Origin of the sequence: Actinoplanes sp. NPDC051859 (assembly GCF_044452725.1) — a bacterium.
In the GTDB taxonomy this organism is placed as follows: Bacteria; Actinomycetota; Actinomycetes; order Mycobacteriales; family Micromonosporaceae; genus Actinoplanes.
Genome location: NZ_JBITBX010000002.1, coordinates 785673 through 805467, shown reverse-complemented (window position 1 = coordinate 805467; position 19795 = coordinate 785673). Strand labels below are relative to the sequence as shown.

General features: G+C 69.3%; 10 protein-coding genes and 1 pseudogene. 6 read left to right on the top strand and 5 right to left on the bottom strand.

Annotated elements, in window-relative coordinates; genetic code table 11:
• Positions 1 to 745: 745 nt before the first annotated feature.
• Both ACIA1L_RS07635 and ACIA1L_RS07630 read right to left on the bottom strand, forming a co-directional pair.
• A complete protein-coding gene (locus tag ACIA1L_RS07635; RefSeq protein WP_396071702.1) occupies positions 746 to 1147 on the bottom strand; it encodes a hypothetical protein in 402 nt (133 codons plus the stop codon).
• Positions 1148 to 1340: 193 nt separating this feature from the next.
• Positions 1341 to 1733, bottom strand: a complete 393-nt coding sequence (locus ACIA1L_RS07630; RefSeq protein ID WP_396071792.1) for a hypothetical protein — start codon at positions 1731 to 1733, stop codon at positions 1341 to 1343.
• A gap of 169 nt (positions 1734 to 1902) precedes the next feature.
• On the opposite strand from ACIA1L_RS07630, the pseudogene ACIA1L_RS07625 reads away from it, so the two are divergent.
• From ACIA1L_RS07625 to ACIA1L_RS07615, 3 genes and pseudogenes are all read left to right on the top strand, one after another.
• Positions 1903 to 2217, top strand: a pseudogene (locus tag ACIA1L_RS07625) (transposase family protein); the annotation flags it as partial.
• 589 nt (positions 2218 to 2806) lie between these two features.
• Positions 2807 to 4033 carry an acyltransferase family protein gene (locus ACIA1L_RS07620; RefSeq protein ID WP_396071700.1) on the top strand — a complete coding sequence of 409 codons (1227 nt, stop codon included), beginning with the start codon at positions 2807 to 2809 and terminating at the stop codon, positions 4031 to 4033.
• Between the two features lie 242 nt (positions 4034 to 4275).
• The gene (locus tag ACIA1L_RS07615; RefSeq protein WP_396071698.1) at positions 4276 to 5658 is read left to right on the top strand and encodes a helix-turn-helix domain-containing protein; all 1383 of its coding nucleotides are present in this window, start codon (positions 4276 to 4278) and stop codon (positions 5656 to 5658) included.
• 3 nt (positions 5659 to 5661) lie between these two features.
• On the opposite strand, the gene ACIA1L_RS07610 is transcribed toward ACIA1L_RS07615, so the two are convergent.
• Positions 5662 to 6099, bottom strand: a complete 438-nt coding sequence (locus tag ACIA1L_RS07610; RefSeq protein ID WP_396071697.1) for a hypothetical protein — start codon at positions 6097 to 6099, stop codon at positions 5662 to 5664.
• A complete protein-coding gene (locus tag ACIA1L_RS07605) occupies positions 6099 to 13004 on the bottom strand; it encodes an FG-GAP-like repeat-containing protein (protein ID WP_396071696.1) in 6906 nt (2301 codons plus the stop codon). The genes ACIA1L_RS07610 and ACIA1L_RS07605 overlap by 1 nt, the downstream gene beginning before the upstream one ends.
• A 178-nt stretch (positions 13005 to 13182) precedes the next feature.
• Between ACIA1L_RS07605 and ACIA1L_RS07600 the strand changes: the two genes are divergently transcribed.
• Positions 13183 to 15303, top strand: coding sequence for a PKD domain-containing protein (locus tag ACIA1L_RS07600; protein ID WP_396071695.1), 2121 nt, complete (start codon positions 13183 to 13185; stop codon positions 15301 to 15303).
• Between the two features lie 55 nt (positions 15304 to 15358).
• Here ACIA1L_RS07600 and ACIA1L_RS07595 read toward each other — a convergent pair whose 3' ends face one another.
• Positions 15359 to 17086, bottom strand: coding sequence for a BTAD domain-containing putative transcriptional regulator (locus tag ACIA1L_RS07595; RefSeq protein WP_396071694.1), 1728 nt, complete (start codon positions 17084 to 17086; stop codon positions 15359 to 15361).
• Positions 17087 to 17282: 196 nt separating this feature from the next.
• Here ACIA1L_RS07595 and ACIA1L_RS07590 point away from each other — a divergent pair, with 196 nt between their 5' ends.
• Both ACIA1L_RS07590 and ACIA1L_RS07585 read left to right on the top strand, forming a co-directional pair.
• The gene (locus ACIA1L_RS07590) at positions 17283 to 18953 is read left to right on the top strand and encodes a multicopper oxidase family protein (protein WP_396071693.1); all 1671 of its coding nucleotides are present in this window, start codon (positions 17283 to 17285) and stop codon (positions 18951 to 18953) included.
• Positions 18953 to 19738 carry a hypothetical protein gene (locus ACIA1L_RS07585; RefSeq protein ID WP_396071692.1) on the top strand — a complete coding sequence of 262 codons (786 nt, stop codon included), beginning with the start codon at positions 18953 to 18955 and terminating at the stop codon, positions 19736 to 19738. Before ACIA1L_RS07590 ends, ACIA1L_RS07585 begins: the two co-directional genes overlap by 1 nt.
• Positions 19739 to 19795: the final 57 nt, after the last annotated feature.

Sequence of the window (19795 nt, the reverse complement as noted above, 5' to 3'; positions counted from 1 at the left end):
GGCTCTCTCGAAGGCGCTGTCAACGGCGTCAAAATTGTGAAACGGTCTATGCGAGGTCGCGAAAGCTTCGATCTGCTACTCCATCGCATCCTGCTGAACGCCTGACGCCCCAGGTCACAAGATCGCCGCGAGAACCAAATTCCGTGAGCGCCGACAACCGATCATAGGCACCGTCGCACCCATCTCGAGCCTGAGGCCAATATGGAAAGACTGTGCGAACGCGCACAACGACGCAGGGTTGCCCTCGACCTGGCCCGGCCGGAGGCAACCCTGCGTCCCTAGAATCGCCGACTATCCAGCCGTGTATAGGTATGCATCGATCTTCGTAGTCGGTCGTGCGGTTGTCCAGTCGAAGGCAACCCTGGTGCCATTCGGGCACGCAACGGCGAGGTCGACTCTGGATTCGCCGTTGCCAGCGAAGGCCTTGACGCGGGCGCACTGCCCGTCGGAGTCCGTGTCTTCCACCCAGCCCTTGATGCGCATCCGGCCGTCGGCCGTGCAGCTCAACGACCAGGCGGCCTTCGCGTCCCGAATCTCCGGCGCGAAGCTCTGGCCACAGACACCGCGGACCCCAGAACCCGGTACGGAGAAGCCGGAGTCGCTGCTCGGAGCAGCGGCTGCCGGGCTAGCTGCGACAAATAGTGCGGCGGCACTGAATGCCAGTGTCGCGCTTGAGATAAGCGCGCTTGTTCTCGACATGTTTCTCCCCGTTCTTTCAGCGTTTGGCCTCAGGCCGAGAACGTCTCTAGTTGACAGCCAGATAGGCATTGATGTACGTGGCGGGGCCATTGGTTCGCCAGTCGAAGTTGGTCACGGTGCCCTGCGGACACGCTTTCCGCAAAGCCATGTTCTCGCCGTTGCTGGCGTACGCCCAGACCCCGGCGCACTTGCCATCCGCGGTGTCGTCCCGCACCCAGCCGATGATGCGCATCCGGCCGTCTGGGGTGCAGTGAATGCTCCAAGCTGCCTTGCCACCCCCGACCACCGGGTTCTTCACGTCGCCGCATACCCCGCGAACCTGAACCCTTTCCGTGGCGGCGACGGAATTCCCAGTTGTAGCGGCGGCCACAGGGCCGGCGGTTGTAAACAATGCAGCGGTGCCGAGAGTTCCCAACGCCGCCGAGATGAGTACCGCGGTTTTACGCATAGCTTCCCCGTTCCTTCCAACGCCTCGATAGGCGTAATGGTTGGCATTCACCCGAATGTTGTAGCTTCAGGGTGTCTTACTGGACTGGAGCAGCAGCATTTTCCGAGAAACGTTGCCCGAACCACTTGCCCGGCCCGCAGCGAATAGGAATTGGAGTCTGTTTCTCCATGCCTTGTCGGCACCGGGTACCGCGTCACGCGGTGTAGAGGTAGGCGTTGATAATCCCGGTAGCGCCGGTGGTCTTCCAATCGAAGTTCGTGGTGACGCCCTTCGGACACGCCTTGGCGGTAGGCATCGTTTCGTTGTTACCGGCGACCGCCTTGACGAAGGCGCACTTTCCGTCAGCCTTGTAGTCGTGAACCCAGCCGGTGATGCGAATCCGGCCCTGCGGGTCGCAACTCAGGTTCCACGCCGCCGAACCGCCGCTGGCGCTCGGATTGAAGACATCGCCACACGTGCCACGGACATGGACCCCTTGGCTGGAGGCCACCACAGAGGACGCCAAGGTGCCGCGCTGCGAGGCGGCAGCTGGGCCAGCCGAAATCGACAGTGCAGTGGCGCTGATCGTCAGTGCCGCACCTGACATGAGCGCTGCAGTTCTACGCATCTCTTACTCCCCGTTATTCTCCCGCCCGACCGAGCGGATGGTCACATGCCGCTCCTACCAACCATCTGGAGAGCGCCTCATCGAGGATAATCTATGTTGCGCGATAGTCAATGCTCGTCGTTTTTCTACTTCGCAAGCGGGTCACCGGCGCGCGGCCCGGACCCACGGCATCATCGACGCGCTGAGCAGCGCGGACGTGATGACCTTCGCCGACAAGGCATATCAAGGCGCCGGTGGCACCGTCCGCACGCCGTTCAAACGACATCGGTACCGGCCGAGGTTGTCACGTCGGCAGAAGGCCGTGAACAGATCTCATGCCCGCGTCCGCGCCCGCGGTGAACGCGCCGTCGCCACCCTCAAGACCTGGAAGGTCCTGACCAAGCTGCGCTGCAGCCCGTCCCGGACGACCGCGATCGTGCAGGCCATCCTCGTGCTACACCAGGTCGAGAGCCCGATCCACTGAGGATGAAAAAGGCTCAGTATCGACAAGTCACGAATTGAGTGCCCCCTCCGCGGCGCCACCGAGATTCAAGAACTAGCGCCCGAGGCCTCCCTGGAACTCCTTCTCGTTCCGGCATTCGGCGCCCCCAAGCCCAACGAACTGTGGGTCCGATGGCGCGGGCACCCCGAGGGAAAGCCCGTCCGGATGCCCTGACCGCCCAGCCTCCAGGCCCGTCCAAAGCCGTCTCCGGAAGACCCCTAGGTAACTATGACGCAGGTCTCTCCATCGACGCCGATGAGAAAACTGTGGTCGCCGTGTGGTCTCAGACCCCCACCACGAGGCGGTCCGGTACGGCATGAAGCATCACGAGAGAACAGCTCTGAGCTGCCAAAACTCCATCGGACAGCGAGCAATGTGAACCCTGCTCTGGACTCATAACCCAGAGGTCGCAGGTTCACATCCCGCCTCCGCGACAAAGTTGGTTCAGGTCAGAAGCCCGGCCCCGCTTGGGTCCGGGCTTCTTGATCTCCCGGTGCGCTCAGGAAGTTGACCATGATCGCTACCGTGGCGCGCCCGCCCTTCGTTCTGCTGTGCAAGGAGTCGCGCCGTCATGCCCGCAACACCTGAAAGACAGCCGAGCCGACTGGCAGTATTGGACGGCCTACGGCTGGTAGCCGCATTGATGGTGGTGGCGTGCCACTACGTGTGGGAGTCGTTCGACGGCGTGCATCCGCCGCAGTACACCTTGCCGACTGCGACCCGCATCGGGTTCTACGGCCTCCTGGGCGTCGAGCTGTTCTTCCTGATCAGCGGCTTTGTGATCTGCATGAGCAGCTGGGGCCGCGGACTCGGGGACTTCGTCATCTCCCGGATCAGCCGGTTGTTCCCGGCGTTCTGGTTCGCGGTCGTCGCCACCACCGCCGTGATCACGCTGACCGGCGTGCCGTCGGGCACCTCCGAGACGCACAAGCCCGGTTTCGTCGACGTACTGGTCAACCTGACGATGCTGAACCAGCCGAGCAAGGTCCCCTCGGTCGACGCGGTGTATTGGACGCTCTTCAGCGAACTCCGGTTCTACCTGCTCTTCGCGGTCGCCGTCGTCTGGGCGGGTGTCACCTACCGTCGGGCGATCTACTTCTGCCTCGGCTGGCTCGTGGTCACCGTGCTCTCCCCAGTGCTCGGTAGCCAGCTGATCGATCTCATCGCGAATCCCCGGTTCGCGCCGTACTTCATCGCCGGCATCGCAATGTTCCTGATGCATCGCTTCGGCCCCAACCTCGTGTTGTGGGGCATCGTTGCCCTGTCGTGGGTGTTGAGCATGAACGGCCTGAGTGCCCGCCTCGAGAGCCACCACGTCGACTTCCCCGTGTCGGTATGGCCGGCCCGGGTGATCGTGACCGGCGCATTCGCCGTCATCCTGGTGGTGGCGCTCGGCTACACAGACCGGATCCGGTGGAAGTGGCTGACCGTCGCCGGCGCCCTGACCTACCCGCTGTACCTGTTGCACCAGCGAATCGGCACGAGCATCCTGCGCAACGGCTACGACGCAGGTTTCGCGTTGTGGTGGCTGATCCCCGCGACGGCTGTTGCCATGATGGTGGCGGCGTACCTCGTCCACCGCTTCGTCGAGCGTCCGCTCAGCCGACGGTTGCGAGACGGCCTGCGAAGCGCGCTCGCCGACATCCGTCGGGCCTCGGCACGCGATACGGCCCGGACCGACACGCACGCACCCGGTTCGCCAGGGCTTCCCCATCCGCGTACGCCCGCGGAGGACAGTGTCGCCGATGAGGTCCATCATTCTGCACAGACCACGTCAAGGGTGCGCTTGCCCAACTAAGAGCAATTGCGCCTTTGCTAGTGCTGCTGGCGTTGGCCGGATTCAAGGTCTGAGCGGCACCTACGTTAGGCTCGCGGCGTGTTTGCCCGTTGCTCCATTAAGCCAGCTCGTTGACTTTGCGTTCGTACTGGCAGGGCACCCTGCCGCCGATCCGCGAGTCACGGCTTGACTGGATCACGGTTGACTACGCGGTGCTGATGTGGGTGCGGCAGGGCCACCTCAACGTGCAGACCGAGGACGAGGTGCTGGTCGCCGAGGCCGGTCAGGCGGTGTGGGTCGCGCCGGAGGTGCGCCACTGCGTGGTCCTCGCAGCGGGGTCGGTGGCGCTTCCCATCAGTTTCGAGGCGGACGTGCTGCCGCTGACCGAGTCGTGCGTCGTGACGGTGCCACCCGGCTGGGAAGACTGGCTGGCCTACCGCACAGCGATCGAGTTCGGCTTCACCACCGGGGTGCGGCCCGACAGCCGCCGCATGCTCGACCTGCTGGCCGATGTTCAAACGGGCCGGGCCGGGAAGGCGCCGAGACTGCCGCCGCTGCCCCGGTCGCCGGGTGCCCGGCTGGTCGTGCAGAGCTTGCTGCGGAATCCCGCTTCGCGGTCGACGTCGGCGGAGTTGGCGACCGTGGCGATGACGAGTGCGCGCACCTTGCAACGACAGCTGAAGAATGAGACGGGGCACAGTCTCGCACAATGGCGCATCGCGGTGCGGATCGATGCGGCCGCGGCGTTGCTGGCTCTGGGGCGCGACATCGGTTGGACGGCTCATCATGTGGGCTATGCGAGCGTGAGCAGCTTCGCGCACGCTTTCGCCGAGCGGATGGGAACGAGCCCAGGACGGTACGCGGCCATGCGCGGCGCGGCGGCGAAGGAGGAGAGGCTGCCGACCGCGCGGGTGCGGTACCCCGAGGCGGAGCCACCCCGCACGCCGGAGCTGGCGCCTTTGACGTGGACCTCGACGTTCCAGGGGGCCCTGTATGAGAACCTCCTGTGGGTGTACCGCGGGTCGGTGATCGTTGAGGTCTCCGGAACCTCGTGGCATCTCGAGGCTGGCGACGTGCTGTGGCCTCGCCCCGGAATCACGCATCGGATGGCGATTGCGCAGGGAGCGATCGTGCTGCCCTTGGGCTGGCGACTGGCCGACCGGCCGGCGCCGGTGGGGCCGCCGACGGTGGTGCGGATGCCGGCCGACGCCGAGGCGTTCCTGTTGCACCAGGTGGTCGCCAACCACGACCTGTTGCACCCGCAGGGCCACGACAAGCAGGAGATCCTCGAGCTGCTGCATTCACCGCCAGCAGTGCCCGAAAGGCTGCCCGAGGCGGTGGAGACCGTGATGTCGGCCGTGATTCGGAATCCCGCGGACCGGCGCACGCTGGCGGATTGGGGGGTGACGCTCGGGATCGAGGACGCACGACTGCGGCGCTCTTTCGCACGCGCCGTCGGTGAGTCGTTCCTGAGCTGGCGGGCGAATGTGCGGATGTGCGAGGCCCGACTGCTGATCTGGGAGGAGCATCCACCGTCGGTGGTGGCCCGCCGGCTCGGGTACCGGCATTTGTCAACCTTCACCAAAGCCTTCGTGGCCGTGCATGGCATGTCCCCCCGGGAGTGGCTGCGCCGGGCAACGGGTTAAGGGTCAGGCGCCGCGGAGGATGGCCTCGACGGCGGGGAAGTCGCCGAGGCCGGCCTGCACCTCGTACGCCGATTCCAGCGCAGCCCGCACCGGGTCGGCGTCCAGGGCGAAGAAGAGCGCATGGGCGGCCCGCGCCCGGGCGAAGGTGACGTCGTATTCCGCTTCGTCGCCGTCGCCTTCCTCCGCCGCTTCTTGGGCGTCCCAGGCGATCTCGTCCAGTTCGTCCACCAGGCCTTGGAGGTCGGCGCGGATGGCTGTGTCTCCCCACGGGCCGGCGTCGAGCTGGGTCAGGCCGGCGGTCAGCCGGGGGTCGGCTACCGGTGCCTGGTCGAGGCCGTGTCGGACGATGGCAGCGGTGAGTCGGCGGAGGCGTGCTGGGTCGTAGCGGGCTACGTCGCGGGCGAGCTGTTCGTCGACCGTGGTCATCCGTCCCAGGTCCATCAGCGTTTCCGTTCGGCTCGTGGTGGGGGTGCCCGTTTGGGTTTGGGTGGCGCTTTGACCGGTGAGGCGGGTCGTGCTCCGGCTGCCTCGATCGCCGGGGCGCACCGGCCTCGGCAGATGGGCCGGCCGGCCGCCACCCACTCCGGCGTGATGCCATTCTCGCGCATGTGGGTCAGCACGTTCTCCTCGGCATGGCCGGTGCCCTTGGCCATCTCCTCGCCTCGTTTGAGCTTCACGCCGGGCCGCAGGTAGCCGTTCTTCTCGCTGGTGCCGACGACCTTGCGGGTCTTGCCGGCGGCGTCTTTGCCGACGCCGTACGCCATCGTGATGCGGCCTCGGGAGTTTTCTGGCACCGACTTCTGCAGGTCGGCCGCTCGCTTGGCGACTGCTTTTTGGGTACGCAGGGTGGGCGGTCCGGTCATCCGCATCGCTGGTGCCGGGGCAGCGGCGGGTGCGGCGGATGCTGGCGGGGTCACCTGGGGTGCGCCGTGGGTGCTTTCGCCGCCGCCGGAGAAGTCGTCGGATTCCCTCAGCAGCGCGCGGCCCATGGTCCAGACGGCGGCGCCGATGTCGGTGACTGCTTCGGCGGCAACCGCGGCGGAGGCGAGAGTCACCGGAGCCGCGACGGCAGCGCCGGGGCCGGTCGTGGCGGTGGCACCGGCGCCGGCGATCGTGCCGGCGCCGCCGCCGATGAGTTGGCAGACGGCTTGGCAGAACTCGCCGGCTCCGCGGAAGAACTCGAAGGTGCGGCTGGGGGCGTAGGCCGAGAGGACCGGGGTGGCGAACGCACCGCCGGGAGCGGCGCCCTGGGTGACCCCGACCATGAAGCCGGCGACCGCGTGCCCGACTTCCGAGTCGCGTACCGCCGCTCGGGCTGACTGGAGTTTGCCGTAGGTGATCCAGTCCCGGCCGTCGGGATCCACGTAGGACAGTGGGTTGTTCGCGGCGTAGGCGTAGGGCTGGTTGGCGTCGGCTGCGCCCATGACCGGCCCTTCGCCAGTGCCGGAGGCGCTCGCGGTCATGATGCGGCCGAGGAGGCTTTCCTGCGGGGCGGTGCTGCCGTCGCTGACGTCGGTGAGCACCGGGTCCGGGGACAGGAAACGGCCGAGCACGGGGTCGTACAGTCGGCCGCCCGTGTCGATCAGGCCGAGGTCGGTGTCCTGCTGGTGGCCGGTGAAGCCACGTTCGCCGGTCTTGGCCCGGTCCGGCTCGGCGTTTTCCCCGTACGCGGAAAAGGTCTGGGTGTGTTTCTTGGCGCCTGCGGTCGTGGTGTAGTCGAGGGCTGAGCCGAGCCGGTCCGGGTGTTCATACGTGGTGGTGCTGGTGGCGATCCGGTTGTCGAATTCGTCGCGGACCACCTGTGCGACGGTGTGACCGCCGGCTTGGACGTAGTAGCGGTGTTCAGCCCGGTTCGAGTTCGGGGCGGCGCGGCGTTCGTAGCGGTCGGCGACGTACGTGGTGACCTCGGTCGGGGTGCGGCGCACGACCCGCTGCTCGCCGGCGTTGTAGTCGAAGCTGGTCTTGACCTTGGTGCCGTTGACCGTGCTGGTGGCGGTGGCGGGGAGGTTCGCCGGAGTCCAGGACAGCTCGGTGGCGCCGCCGGGCACGTCCGGGCCTTGGCGGGTGGTCTGGTTGCCGGCGGCGTCGTAGCCGTACGTGTTGGCGCCCGCTTTGACCACCGCGTGTGGTGTGCCGTAGCCGTAGTCGCCGACGCCGGACTGGTTGACGGTGTTGCCGGCCCGGTCGTAGGTGAACGCCTCGACGGTGTCGCCCGGGGTGGCCGGGTTGTTGCCGAGCAGTTTCTGCGCCCGGTCGACCCGGTTCATGGCGTCGTAGTGGTACGCCCGGGACCGGTCCGGCCGCACGGTGTCCCGCACATGCTGGACGTTGCCGGCCGCGTCGTAGCCGTACGTCAGGCTCTGCACCGGGCTGTTCGTCCCGGCCGCCGCCGTCAGTGCGTTGATGCGCCCGCTGCGCGGCTGGTATCCGGTGCTCGCGACAACGCCGTTGCCGAGTGTGGCCGAGCCGATCCGATAGCCCTGGCTGTGTGTGGTGAACGTCCAGTACGGCGCTTTCGTCTCGCTGTCGCGCACGGCGGTCAGGTGGCCGGAGCTGTCGTACGCGTGCTCCACGCCGAAGCCCTTGCCGGCGGCCGTCGGATAGTCGATGCGGCTGGTGCGGCCGTACTGGTCGTAGCCGAAGGCGATGCGGTAGCCGACGCCGTCGATGGTTTCCTCGGTGCTGGCGAGCAGTCCGCGGTTCGGGCCGCTGGTCGGCACCGGCTCGTAGGCCAGCGTCGTTTTGTGGCCCTGAGCGCTGACGGCGGCGACGAGCCGGCCGACAGCGTTGGGGCCGGGGCCGTCGTAGGTCCAGCTCGCCGTGCCGCGCGGGTCCTGCCGGACGATGTTCCGGCCGAGCCGGTCGTAGGTGTACTGCGACGCGAAGCCGCGCGGGTCGGTGTGCGTCCGCAGCTGCCCGAACGCGGTCCAGGCGTAGCCGTGCCGGCCGGTGCCGGCGGATTCGACGACGCTGTTCCGGCCGAGTTTGTCGGTGTCGAAGGTGGTGGCCGCGCCGTCCGGGCCGGTGACCCGGCGGACCAGGTTGAAGGCGGCGTATTCGACCTGGGTGGCCGCGCCGTCCGGGGACACCGAGGCGGCGACGGCCTCGGTGTGGTCATCGAGCTGGGTGGTGGTCCGGCCGAGCGGGTCGGTGACGGCGGTCGCGGTGGTGGCGGCGGCGCGGACCGGGTCGGCCAGGGCGGCCCAGCCCGGCGCCTGGTCGGGCCAGCCGTAGCGGAGAGTGGTGACCGCCTTGCCGCCGGGTGCGTCGTCGTCCGGGCGTTCCTCGGTGATCAGCCGACCGAGGGCGTCGTAGTCGTAGCGGCTGCTGCCCTGACTGCCGTCCCCGACCAGGTGCGGCCGGGCGACGGTCAACGGGCGGTCCGCCCAGTCGAAAGTGGACTCGGTGACGACGGTCGTGCCGGCGTACCCGTCTTCGCGGGTTTCGATCGCGCGGCCCAACGCGTCCTGCAGTTCGACGCTGCGCGCGCCGCCGGCGATCTGGGTGTCGGTGCGCAGCCGGGCGCGTTCGTTTCCGGTGGTGTCGGTGTCCGCTCGGGCATACGTGGTGACCGTGTCGCCGATCGGGCCGCTTTCTCGCCGCACCCGGCCGAAGCCGTCGTAGGCGGACCGGTGGACGATGCCGTTCGGGTCGACCTCCACGAGGGAGCGGCCCAGCGCGGTGTCGGTGAGCAGCCCGATGGCGTGCCCTTCCGGGTTGACCAACCGGATCGGGAACAGACCGCGGGTGTCGTATGTGGTCCGGGAGGAGCGCGGCGCCTCACCCGGCGCCGACAGGGTCTGCGCGGTGACGTTGCCGTACTCATCGTGCTCGTTGGTCTCCACCAGCGTGTACGCGGCCTCGTCCGGCTCGCGGGTGGTAGTCCAGCCCAGCCCGCGGTCAGCCGTGTGCGTGTAGGCGGTGGTCCGCGTCGCCGTATGCCCCTGCCTCGTGTGGGTGTCGGTCTGGCGCAGCGGCAACGAGTTCAGCCACTGGCCGCGGCGGGCGGCGCTGGTGTCGTAGGTGGTCTGGGTGACCGTGCGCTCGACCACGGTGCCAGCGGCATTGCGCACCAGGGTGTCGGTGCCGGTGACGTTGCCGACGTTGTCGAAGGTGCTGGACGTTTCGGTGCTGGTGACGGTCCGCTCGGTGTTGGTTTGCTGGGTCCGCATCAGTTCGCGGTCGGTGCCGCTGTCCTGGACGACGAACGGCACTCCCGCAGCCGACAGCCGGACCGCGTGGCTGATCGGACCGGCCGCCAGCACCCGGTGCACGGTTTCCGCGGTGCCGAGGCCGTGGGCGATGGGTGCCGACCGGGTCTCGGAGCTGATCAGCCGGCCCGCGTACGGATACCAGTTCCGGATGCTCGACCCGGCCACCTGGTCCAGGTACGTGGAGTTGTCGTAGTTCTGGGTGACCGTTTCGATGAGGTCGCTGTTGAGATCGCCGTACGAGGTGGTGATGCGGCGGGCGAAGCCGAGGTTGCCACGGCCGTACCAGCCGGCGCGGTTGTCCTCGTAGCGGAAGGTCTGCCAACTGATCCGGCGCTGCCGCTCGGTGGGCACGATGTCGCCGTCGTCGCGTTCGGCGGCCCGGACCATGACGCTGGAGACGAGCGGTCCCATCCGGTTCGAGCACGAGCTCTGCGCGGCGCGACAGGTGAAGGTGCGGCGGTAGACCGGCTGCTGGTCGCCGTCGCGGGCCGCATAGTCGAACAGCACGCTTTCGCCGAGCCCGTCACGCGCGGTGACGAGCAGGTTGGTGGTGGCGTGGGCACCCCAGCGGAAGGTGAGCCGGCCGGCCGGGTTGCCGTAGCGGTCTTTCAACCCGGCGACGTACGTAGCCAGGACCAGGTCGCTGCTGCCGTCACCGTCGACGTCGGCGCGGATCGGCTGGGCGTGCTCGTTGAGGTTCCAGGTGCCGAGCAGTTCGGGCCGGAGGCTGGAGCGGTCCTGCACCCGGTGCAGCACCCACTTGAGGGCGGCGGCCTGCCGGGGGTCACCGACCGGCACCAGCACGTCGGTGCGACCGTCGTTGTCGTAGTCGACGAACTGGGCGCGGGCGAACCCGTACGCGCTGACCCGGTACCAGTTCCACGCCGCATCACCGAGCAGGATCGGCGAGTCGGCGCCGAAGCCCTTGCCGGTGTTGGTGTGCAGCCGGACCGGGTTCTGCTGGTCGCCGTCGTAGCGGACGATGTCGTCCAACCCGTCGCCGTTGACGTCGGCGACCCTCAGCTGCCACTTGCGGGCGTAGGTGGTGACGTTGACGGCACCGCCGTCGTCGCTCGGATCGTCGTTCATGACGTTGCCGGTCCAGTACGGCGCCGAGTCGTACACGTCCTCGCCGGTGGGGGCGATGGTGGAGAGGCGCTCGGCGAAGCGCAGGCCGGTGTCGACCCAGCGCGCCCCGGCGGGGTCCAGCGACAGTGCCTTCCAGGTCTGGGTCCACACCCAGGTGGTGTTGTCGGGCCGGTCGGTGTACTCCCAGCTGCGCTTGAGAACGTTCGCTACGCCGTCGCCGTCGGAGTCGAGGAACAGCGGCGCTTCACACGGCTCTGCGCCGCGACCGCCCTGGATGCTGCGCAGGGGGGAGTCGCCGAGATGCCCGTAGTTCGGCAGGGTGCGCCCAGCCGCGAAACCCTGCCGCGGCCCGAGGTTGAGGTGCAGCAACAGCTGCGCGTTGCGGCAGACCAGCAGGTCGGCGAGGGAGTCGCCGTTGAGGTCGGACAGCCAGAACGGGTACGCCGGTTCGGTCGCGGACAGCACCGGGATGCGTTCGGTCGTGAAGCCCTGCCCGGTCGACACCAGTACCGTGCCGTGGGTGTTCACCCCACACGTGCTGACCAGGTCGTCGCGGCCGTCGCCGTTGTAGTCGAGCACCGCGTCCTGGCTGATGCACCAGAACGGGTCGCCGAGATACTGCTGCGAACCCAGATCAAGATCGATGATCGAGTACGGGGCAGAGCGGTTTCCGCTGGCGATAGCGAGCTGATATTCCCAATCGCCGTCGCAGTGGGTCATCGCCGCCCAGCAGGTGTATTTCTTGCGCGGCACCGGATAGATCAGGTCGTCGCGGCCATCGCCGTTGGCGTCCAACACGATCGTGCGCCCGGCCGTGTCGCTGCCCAGCCCGTTGCCGAAGAGGTACGGCACGTCGGGGCCATTCGTCGGCCCGGTCGGGAAACCCTCGGCGGTGTGGTAGGTGAACGTGGTGGGCGGCTTGCACACCTCGCCGCCCGCGTCGTCGACGCACTCGTCCAGCCGTGCGAGCCGGCTGACGTCCGTACGGTTCGCGTAGCTGACCTTCCAGCGGCGAACCACGGCGCCGTTCACGACGGTCTCGACCCGGCTCAGCCGCCGCCATTCGAGGTCCCGCATGCCGCGCGAGAAGGCGGACCAGCCGTCCTGTCGGTTCTCGTAGGTGAACTTGACCGCCCGGTCGTGGGCCTGCACGGCGCCGGACGGTGAGCGGTGGCCGCCGTAGCGCACCTCGGTCGGGGCGTAGCGGGTGCAGGTCGGCGGCTGCGGCGTGGTGGGTGGCGTGCAGGCGCGGCCGTAGACGGTCTCCAGGTAGTTGCCGCTGCGGTCCTGCTCTTCCTTGACCGCCCACCGGCGGCGCAGCCCGTCCACGCTGGTCACCGCGTCGGTGGCGAAGCCGTAGCGCAGGATCCGGCCGTCGCGCGTCCGTACCTCGAAGCCCTGCGGTCCGGCCGCCTCGTTGCCAGGTCGGCTGGCGACGATCCGGGTGAACGTGTCGACCTCGGTGCGGTACTCCGAGCCGTCCGCGCCGTAGCTGCCGCTGGTGCTCACGAGCAGTTTGCCGTCCAGGCAGAACCCGTCCGGCCGGCCCGCGGGGTCGTCGATCGGGCGGGCGTAACCGCCGGACTGCGCGGCGCTCAGCGGGCAGCGTTCGATCACCGAGAAGCCGGAAAGGCTCCAGCCCTCGCCCAGCAATCCGTCCTTGGTGCCCGACGACGCCGACAGCGTGAGTTCGGGAGCGAGCCCGTTGAGTCCGGGCGGCACCTCGATGCCGACCGCGTACACGGACTGGCCGGCGTCCGTGACGGCGTGGGTGGCTTCGATCGCCCCCGCCGGGGCCGTCGACTCGCGCGGCAGCGGGTCGCTGACGACGGCGGGCTCGGCTACCGGCCGGGCGGTCGCCCGTTCGGCCTGTGCACGTGCGACCGCCGCCGGCACGGCCGACGCGGCCGGGGGCGCGGCGGCCACGGCCGGTCCGGTCGTGACCGCCGCCGACGCGGCCACCAGGATCGCCTGCAGCCCGAGCGCGCACCAACGCCGCGCTCCGCCCCCGTTGCCTGCTCGGCCATTTCGACCCCTGCCCATGACACCGCCCCTGTCGCACCCGTGCCGGTCGCCGACGACGATGACGTGCGAAAGCCCGGCGCCCTATGGCGAGAAGTAGGTATTGCGGGGCGGCTTCAGAACGGCTTCAGGCGGACCTCAGCCGCGCCAAGGGACTCGTCGGCAAGGTGTGACGCTCCTGATCCACCTGAGGAGTCCCATGAAGAAACTATTGGCCCGCCTACCGGTCGCCCTGTGCGTCACGGTGGCCGTCGTGGCGCCGATCGCCACGACGGCGGCGGCGGTCGTCGTGACCCCGTCGGCGCCCCGCGCCGGCAAGCTCGTGCAGGTCGGCCCGATCGCCGAGCACGGCTTCCCGGCCTGGTACCGCGACAGCAACAATGTGCGGCTCGAGGCGTGTACGACGCTCGAGGACCCGCTGTGCTCCACGCTGCCGGACGAGGTGCCGAACCCCGACCTGCCCGTGTCGTACCCGGACAACTTCCCGGGTGAGTTCTTCTACCAGCTCGCCGGCGCGGACATGACGCTGACGAACGGTGTTCGAGCGACGATCGGCATGGACCTGGAAGGTGCCTGGGCCGCCGAAGAGGTGCGCGAGGGCGACCAGATGGTGTTCGGCCGGGTCCGGATCCGGTTCGACGCCCCTGAGGGTGAGCGCTACCGGATCACCCACCCGTACGGCATCGACGACATCGTCGCCGGCGACAAGGGCGTCAACATGACCGAGGACATCGGCACGGGTGCCGGTGCGTTCGGGCAGGCACTCACCTCGCGGATCGGCCCGTTCCTGAAGTGGGACCCGGCGGTTGCCCCGGCCGCGCCGGCCGGTTACATCGGTGACCCGGGTACGGACCACCGGGTGGTGGGCAGCCCGTACAACACGAACTTCGTGCGGATCGAGCGGCTGAACCCGACCACCGGCGCGGTGCAGGCGCAGGTCGGCTTCACCGACTTGTTCAGCGTCCAGGGCAAGTACGCCACCAACTCGGGCGTCGACCTGGACCAGGCCACCTACACCGTGGGACCGGACGGCCGGGGCGTCATCGAGGTCTTCGCGACCAGCGAGCCGGGCCAGATCATCGAGGTCGTCGGCAACGACACCCTCGGCTACCGCGGAGCCCGCCTGCGCGGCGCGAACGGCCGCTACTACGGCCGGTTCCCGGTGACCCGCGCGCCGGCCGCCGGCACGCAGGTCGAGGTGGTCAACTCCAGCGACCAGCCGGCGATGCACAAGAAGCGCACCGTGGTCGACGTCGTCCGGATCGACAGCGTCGCCTACAACGCCGATGCGCAGACGCTGAGTGTCACCGCGTCGTCCAGCGACAAGGCGGGTAACCCGGCGCTGACCGTGACCGGCTTCGGTGCGCTCGGTGCCCCGTTCACCGGTGTGGTGGCGCCACCCGCGACGATCACCGTCACCTCGGCCGCCGGCGGCACGAGCACGGCGCCGCTGATCGGTTCCGGTCAGGTCTTCGCGCCGGCCGCACCGGTCGCCGCGGCGGTCGCCGACACCCCGGCGATCATCGGGCAGACGGTGAAGCTGGACGGCCGGACCACCACCGGCGAGGTCGACACGTACGCGTGGACCCAGGTTTCCGGCCCCGCCGTGACCTTGACCAACCCGAGCAGCGCGCTGGCGACGTTCGTGCCTACCGCTCAGGGCGTGTACCGGTTCACGCTGGCCGTCCGGGGTCCGGGTGGCACCGCCGTCCCGGTGACCGTGACGGTGAACGTGACCGCCTCGACCGGGCCGCGGGCCGACGCCGGCCCCGACCAGACGGCGGTGCGTGGCCGTACGGTGGTGCTCGATGGCAGCCGCTCGACGGTGTCCGAGTCGTACTCGTGGCGGCAGGTGTCCGGCCCGGCGGTGACGCTGACCGGCGCGACCACGGCCCGGCCGACGTTCCTCTACACCGCGCAGGCGATGCCCGCCACGCCGGGCCCGAACGCGGCGTTCGTCTTCGACAACAGCCCGGTGGTGCTGGAGCTGACCGTCCGCAACCCGGCCGGCATCTCCATCGACCAGGTCGTTGTCCGGCCGATGGCGGAGACGCTGGGCGGCAGCGCGGTGCGCTACCGCACCGGCAACAACGAGTGGCGGATCTCCGGCACGACCAGCCTGACCGTGGGCCAGCGGGTGACGGTGGTGCTCGGCAGCACCCTCACCGGGCGGGTCATCGGCACGCCGGCGACGGTGGACGCGGCCGGCGCGTGGAGCCTGCGGGTGACCGGGCCGGTGCCCGGCACGATCCGCACCGTCAGCATCGTCACCTCGACCGGCGCGCAGCAGCTCGCCGTGCCGGTGAACGTGACGAACTGACTCCCACGATCGGTCACGGCTGAGCCGTGAGCACAGCGGCGGCGGTCTCCTGCACCTAGGAGGCCGCCGCCAACTGGTTGCGCAGGTGGGCGCTGGAGGCGTACGAGACCTGCTCGGCGATGGCGTCGCGGATCATCGTGCTGCGGTGCTGCACAGCGCCGTCCAAACCTTCGCTGAGCAGGTGGGCGTGCACCAGGCTGTCGATGCAGCTCAGCAGTTCCGGCACGGTCCGGCCGGTGAGCGGGACCAGGTCGATGGTGCCCAGCGGGCCGAGGACCGCGCAGGACCGCAGCACTTCCCAGGCCAGGTCGGGCATCCAGCGGGTGCGCTCGCGGGCGATCTGCATGGCGACGGCGTACGCGATCTCCTGCGGCCGCGACGCCACCGCGACCAGGGCCGGGATGCCCGCGCTGCGCTCGGCCACGGTGTCGTCGCCCAGCGGTTCCAGCTCGACGGCGGTCAGCGGGGACAGCCGCAGCACCACCGGCGTGCTCAGGTTGGCGAGCGGGCGCCCGACGAGCTGCGACGGATAGCAGTAGGTCAGCACGATGCGCAGGCCGGGGCAGTGCCGGCTGAGCCAGGCCAACTCGGCGACGCTGGTGGCGTCGAGGTCGGCGGCGTCGTCCACGCCCAGGAAGGCCGGCTCCGGACCGGCGAACAGCACGGAGATCAGTTCCAGCTCGTCGCTGCGCAGGGGCCGGTCGGCGGCGGCGTCCAGGATGGACAGCACGTCAGGGCCGGCGCCGAGTTCGATCAGCGCCGCGCGCAGCCAGGACAGCCGCAGCACTCCGGCGGACGAGCCGCCGTGACCCACCCCGGTGCGACCCGGCGCGTGTCGGCCGAGCTCGGCCAGGAAGGCCGACTTGCCGGCGCCCACCGGCCCCACAACGTGCACGACCCGCGGTGCGTCCGGCCCGAACATGATGCTGAGCTGGGTGGCCCGGCCGAGGAACCGCTCCTGGGGTACGACGACCGGCGTTCCCGGAAGCACGACGACCCGCTCGATGCGCTCGGGCTCCGCCGCGGCGACGGCCGCGTGCCGGCTGGCCAGCACCTCCCGTTGCAGCCGGACGATCCCGGCGGACGGCGCCACACCCAGCTCCTCGTCGAGGACGCGGCGGCAGCGGTCGAAGATCCGGAGCGCCTCGTCCGGCCGGTCCATGGCGGCAGCCGCCGACATCGCCGCCTCGTACCCGCATTCCAGGTACGGGCTCAGCTCGATCGCGTCCAGGGCCAGGCGCAGCGACCGTGCGGGATCCTCCGGCTGGGCCGCCTTCGCGAGGGCCAGCAGCGAATTGACAGCGGCGAACTGCACCTCGGCGCGGGCGGCCTCGGCCCAGTCGGCGTACGGGTCTTCGGGGAACGGCAGCTGGCGGGCCAGGTCGAGGATGCCGGCGTGTGCGGCGAGCCGCTCCGGGCCGTCGGTGGGCAGGGCGTCCAGGCCGCGGATCCCGGCGCGCAGGTCGGCCAGGTCCAGGGCGGCGCGGCCGGTGTCGAACAGGTAGCCACCGCTGCGGGTCACGATGAACCACGACGCGGCGTTGCCGGCGGGCTGCAGGCGGCGGCGGATCACCGACACGTAGTGCTCGAGGGCGGCCACGTGGTTGCCGGGCAGCTTGACGCCCCAGACCGCGTCGGCGAGGGCGTCCTTCGACTGGATCCGGTCGTGGCGGGCGGCGAGCACGCCGAGCACCTGCCGGGCCCGGCGCGGCAGCTCTCCGGCGGGCAGGGCGACACCGTCGCCGTCGGCCACCGCCAGTTGTCCGAGCACGCTGACGCGCATCGCCACCTCCTTCGGGTGGCACAGATCGGCAACGGACGCCGGACCTGAACGTTTCCTGGTGTCCCGGGTCACTCCCTGAGCGAAACCTGAGGCGACCGGAGTCGATGCGCCCGCGACTCCAGGTTTTCCAACGGCGCACCTCAGCCGCCGTTCCTAGGGTCTGCGGTCACCTGCAAGTCTCCCCCCTGGAGTTCGGATGTCTCACGGAAACCTGAGCCGGCGCGGTCTGCTCAAGGGCGCGCTGGCCGCTGGCGGTGGCGGCCTGATCGTCGCGACCGCGGGCGGCTCGGTGGTCGCCAAGTCGAGCAAGCTCGCGGCTAAGAACACCCCCGTCCCGTTCACGACCATGTTCCGGCGTCCCCCGGTGCTGATGCCGTTCGAGCAGGGTGTCGACGCGCAGGGTCCGTTCCACCGCTACCGGCTGACCCAGTGCTTCGGCCAGGCGAGCATCGTGCCGGGGCTGATGACGTCGATCGCCGGCTACAACGGCATCTTCCCCGGCCCGACCATCAAGGTGCCGCAGGGCACCCGCAGCGAGGTCCGGATCGCGAACAAGCTGACCGTGAACCCGTTGCACCGGCAGAAGTTCAGCACCGTGACGCACCTGCACGGCTCGGCGTCGCTGCCGCAGTACGACGGCTACGCGAACGACCACACCGACCCGGGTTGCTGCAAGGCGTACAAGTACCCGAACTGGCAGCAGGCGCGGACGCTCTGGTACCACGACCACAACCACCGCACCACGGCGCAGAACGTGTTCATGGGCCTCGCGGGCATGTACCACCTGAGCGACAAGTACGAGCGCGCGCAGCTCCCGCAGGGCGAGTACGACGTACCCCTGGTGGTCAGCGACCTCGCGTTCAAGGCGGACGGCTCGGTGGCCTTCGACGGCGAGGACCACGAGGGCTTCATGGGCGACGTGATCCTGGTGAACGGCGTGCCGTGGCCGAAGATGCGGGTGAAGCCGCGCGTCTACCGGTTCCGCGTGCTGGTGGCGAGCATCTCCCGCTCGTACCGGTTCACGCTGAGCACCGGCGACCCGATGTACGTGGTGGCGACCGACGGCGGCATGACCCCGAAGGTGAACGGCGTCCCGTCGTTCCGGCAGGCGCCCGCCGAGCGGTACGAGATCCTCATCGACTTCCGGAAGTACAAGGCCGGCCAGAAGATCGAGCTGCGCAACCTCAGCAACAAGAACAACTCGGATTTCAAGAACACCGACAAGGTCATGCAGTTCGAGGTCGTCGCCGACTCCGGTGCGCCGGACCCGTACGTGATCCCGAAGACCCTGGATCTGGGCCCGCAGCCGTTCGCGAACCGCGGGGCGATCGACGTCAACAAGCTGAAGCCGTCGATGGCGACCGCGCGGCGGTCGATGCGGCTGGAACGCAAGCACGGCCTGTGGACCATCAACGGGGAGACCTGGGACGACGTCGAGAAGACCAAGTTCCAGCGGGTCTTCGCCAACCCCAAGCCGTACGGCATCGAGATCTGGGACCTGGTCAACGAGTCGGGCGGCTGGTTCCACCCGCTGCACATCCACCTGATCGACGGCCAGATCATCGGCCGCAACACCACGCCGGACCGCAAGGCCCACGCGTGGGAGGGCGGCGGCAAGGACGTCTTCTACCTCGGCGAGAACGAGACGGTCAGTGTGCTCATGCAGTTCACCACCGGTGACGGCAACGTCGGTGGCCGCTACATGGTGCACTGCCACAACCTCATCCACGAGGACAACGACATGATGATCCAGTTCGCGGTCGGTGGGATCAACGACAACGACCCGGTGACCTCGGACGCCGCGGTCACCGACACCGAAACCGAGCAGCCCGTCGTGTACGGCCCGAGCTACCCGCTGGGCACCTGATGGCGGCCGCGGGCTTCGTGCGTACCAAATTGCGGCGCAGTGTCGCCGTAGCGTTGGTGCTGATCTGCGCGGCACTCGCGCTGCGGGCAGGCGGCTGGTTCGGCACGTCGGCGGAGGCGTTCGAGCCGACCAGCGTGGTGCACGGCGACGCCGGTGACGAGGTCGCCACGACCACCTTCGACGGGGCGATGGTGCGCAAGCGCGCGGCCATCGCGATCCACCCGGCGAAGGGCGCGGATCGGGCGCAGATCGCCAAGGAGCTGAAGGAGTCGGCGCGGGCCAACGGCTTCGGCACCCTCTCCGAGGCCACATTTGCCGTGTTCAGCGCGCAGATGATGGAGTATCTGGTGCCGGAGATGACCTTCGTGCTGCCCGAGGGCGCCCTGGCCCGGGACGCCGAGGTGTTCATGCGTGACCACCAGCCCAGCTCGGTGGCGTTCTACCTGGTCGAGTCGGTGCTCGTGCACGACATCACGTTCGGGGTGTTGCCGGCCGCCGGTGTGCTGCCCGCCGAGGTGCGGGCCGCCGCCGACAGTGAGGGCATCCTGGCTGACGCGCTGAACCGCTACGACGTCGACGTGCAGCGCACCGGGCTGACCGTGCGCTACTTCGGGGCGATCCTCAGCGACAGCCGGATCCAGGCGGTCCGCGAGGCGCTGGGCCGGGCCGCGCAGGTGGACGCCGAGCGGGTGGCGGTGTCGGCGAACCTGCCGGGGCCGGGCGTGGACCTGTCGAACGGCGTACCGAATCTGGCGGACGCACCGCCGAGCCACCACGGCGGCTGAGGCCGTTTTGCACCTACCTGAAGGCCGTCCCCGGAACCGGGGGCGGCCTTCAGCTCG

Coding starts and splice junctions, on each gene's coding strand:
- ACIA1L_RS07600 (WP_396071695.1), top strand. CDS start 13,183: ATGAAGAAACTATTGGCCCGCCTACCGGTCGCCCTGTGCGTCACGGTG.
- ACIA1L_RS07585 (WP_396071692.1), top strand. CDS start 18,953: ATGGCGGCCGCGGGCTTCGTGCGTACCAAATTGCGGCGCAGTGTCGCC.
- ACIA1L_RS07630 (WP_396071792.1), bottom strand. CDS start 1,733: ATGTCAGGTGCGGCACTGACGATCAGCGCCACTGCACTGTCGATTTCG.
- ACIA1L_RS07610 (WP_396071697.1), bottom strand. CDS start 6,099: ATGGACCTGGGACGGATGACCACGGTCGACGAACAGCTCGCCCGCGAC.
- ACIA1L_RS07635 (WP_396071702.1), bottom strand. CDS start 1,147: ATGCGTAAAACCGCGGTACTCATCTCGGCGGCGTTGGGAACTCTCGGC.
- ACIA1L_RS07595 (WP_396071694.1), bottom strand. CDS start 17,086: ATGCGCGTCAGCGTGCTCGGACAACTGGCGGTGGCCGACGGCGACGGT.
- ACIA1L_RS07605 (WP_396071696.1), bottom strand. CDS start 13,004: ATGGGCAGGGGTCGAAATGGCCGAGCAGGCAACGGGGGCGGAGCGCGG.
- ACIA1L_RS07620 (WP_396071700.1), top strand. CDS start 2,807: ATGCCCGCAACACCTGAAAGACAGCCGAGCCGACTGGCAGTATTGGAC.
- ACIA1L_RS07590 (WP_396071693.1), top strand. CDS start 17,283: ATGTCTCACGGAAACCTGAGCCGGCGCGGTCTGCTCAAGGGCGCGCTG.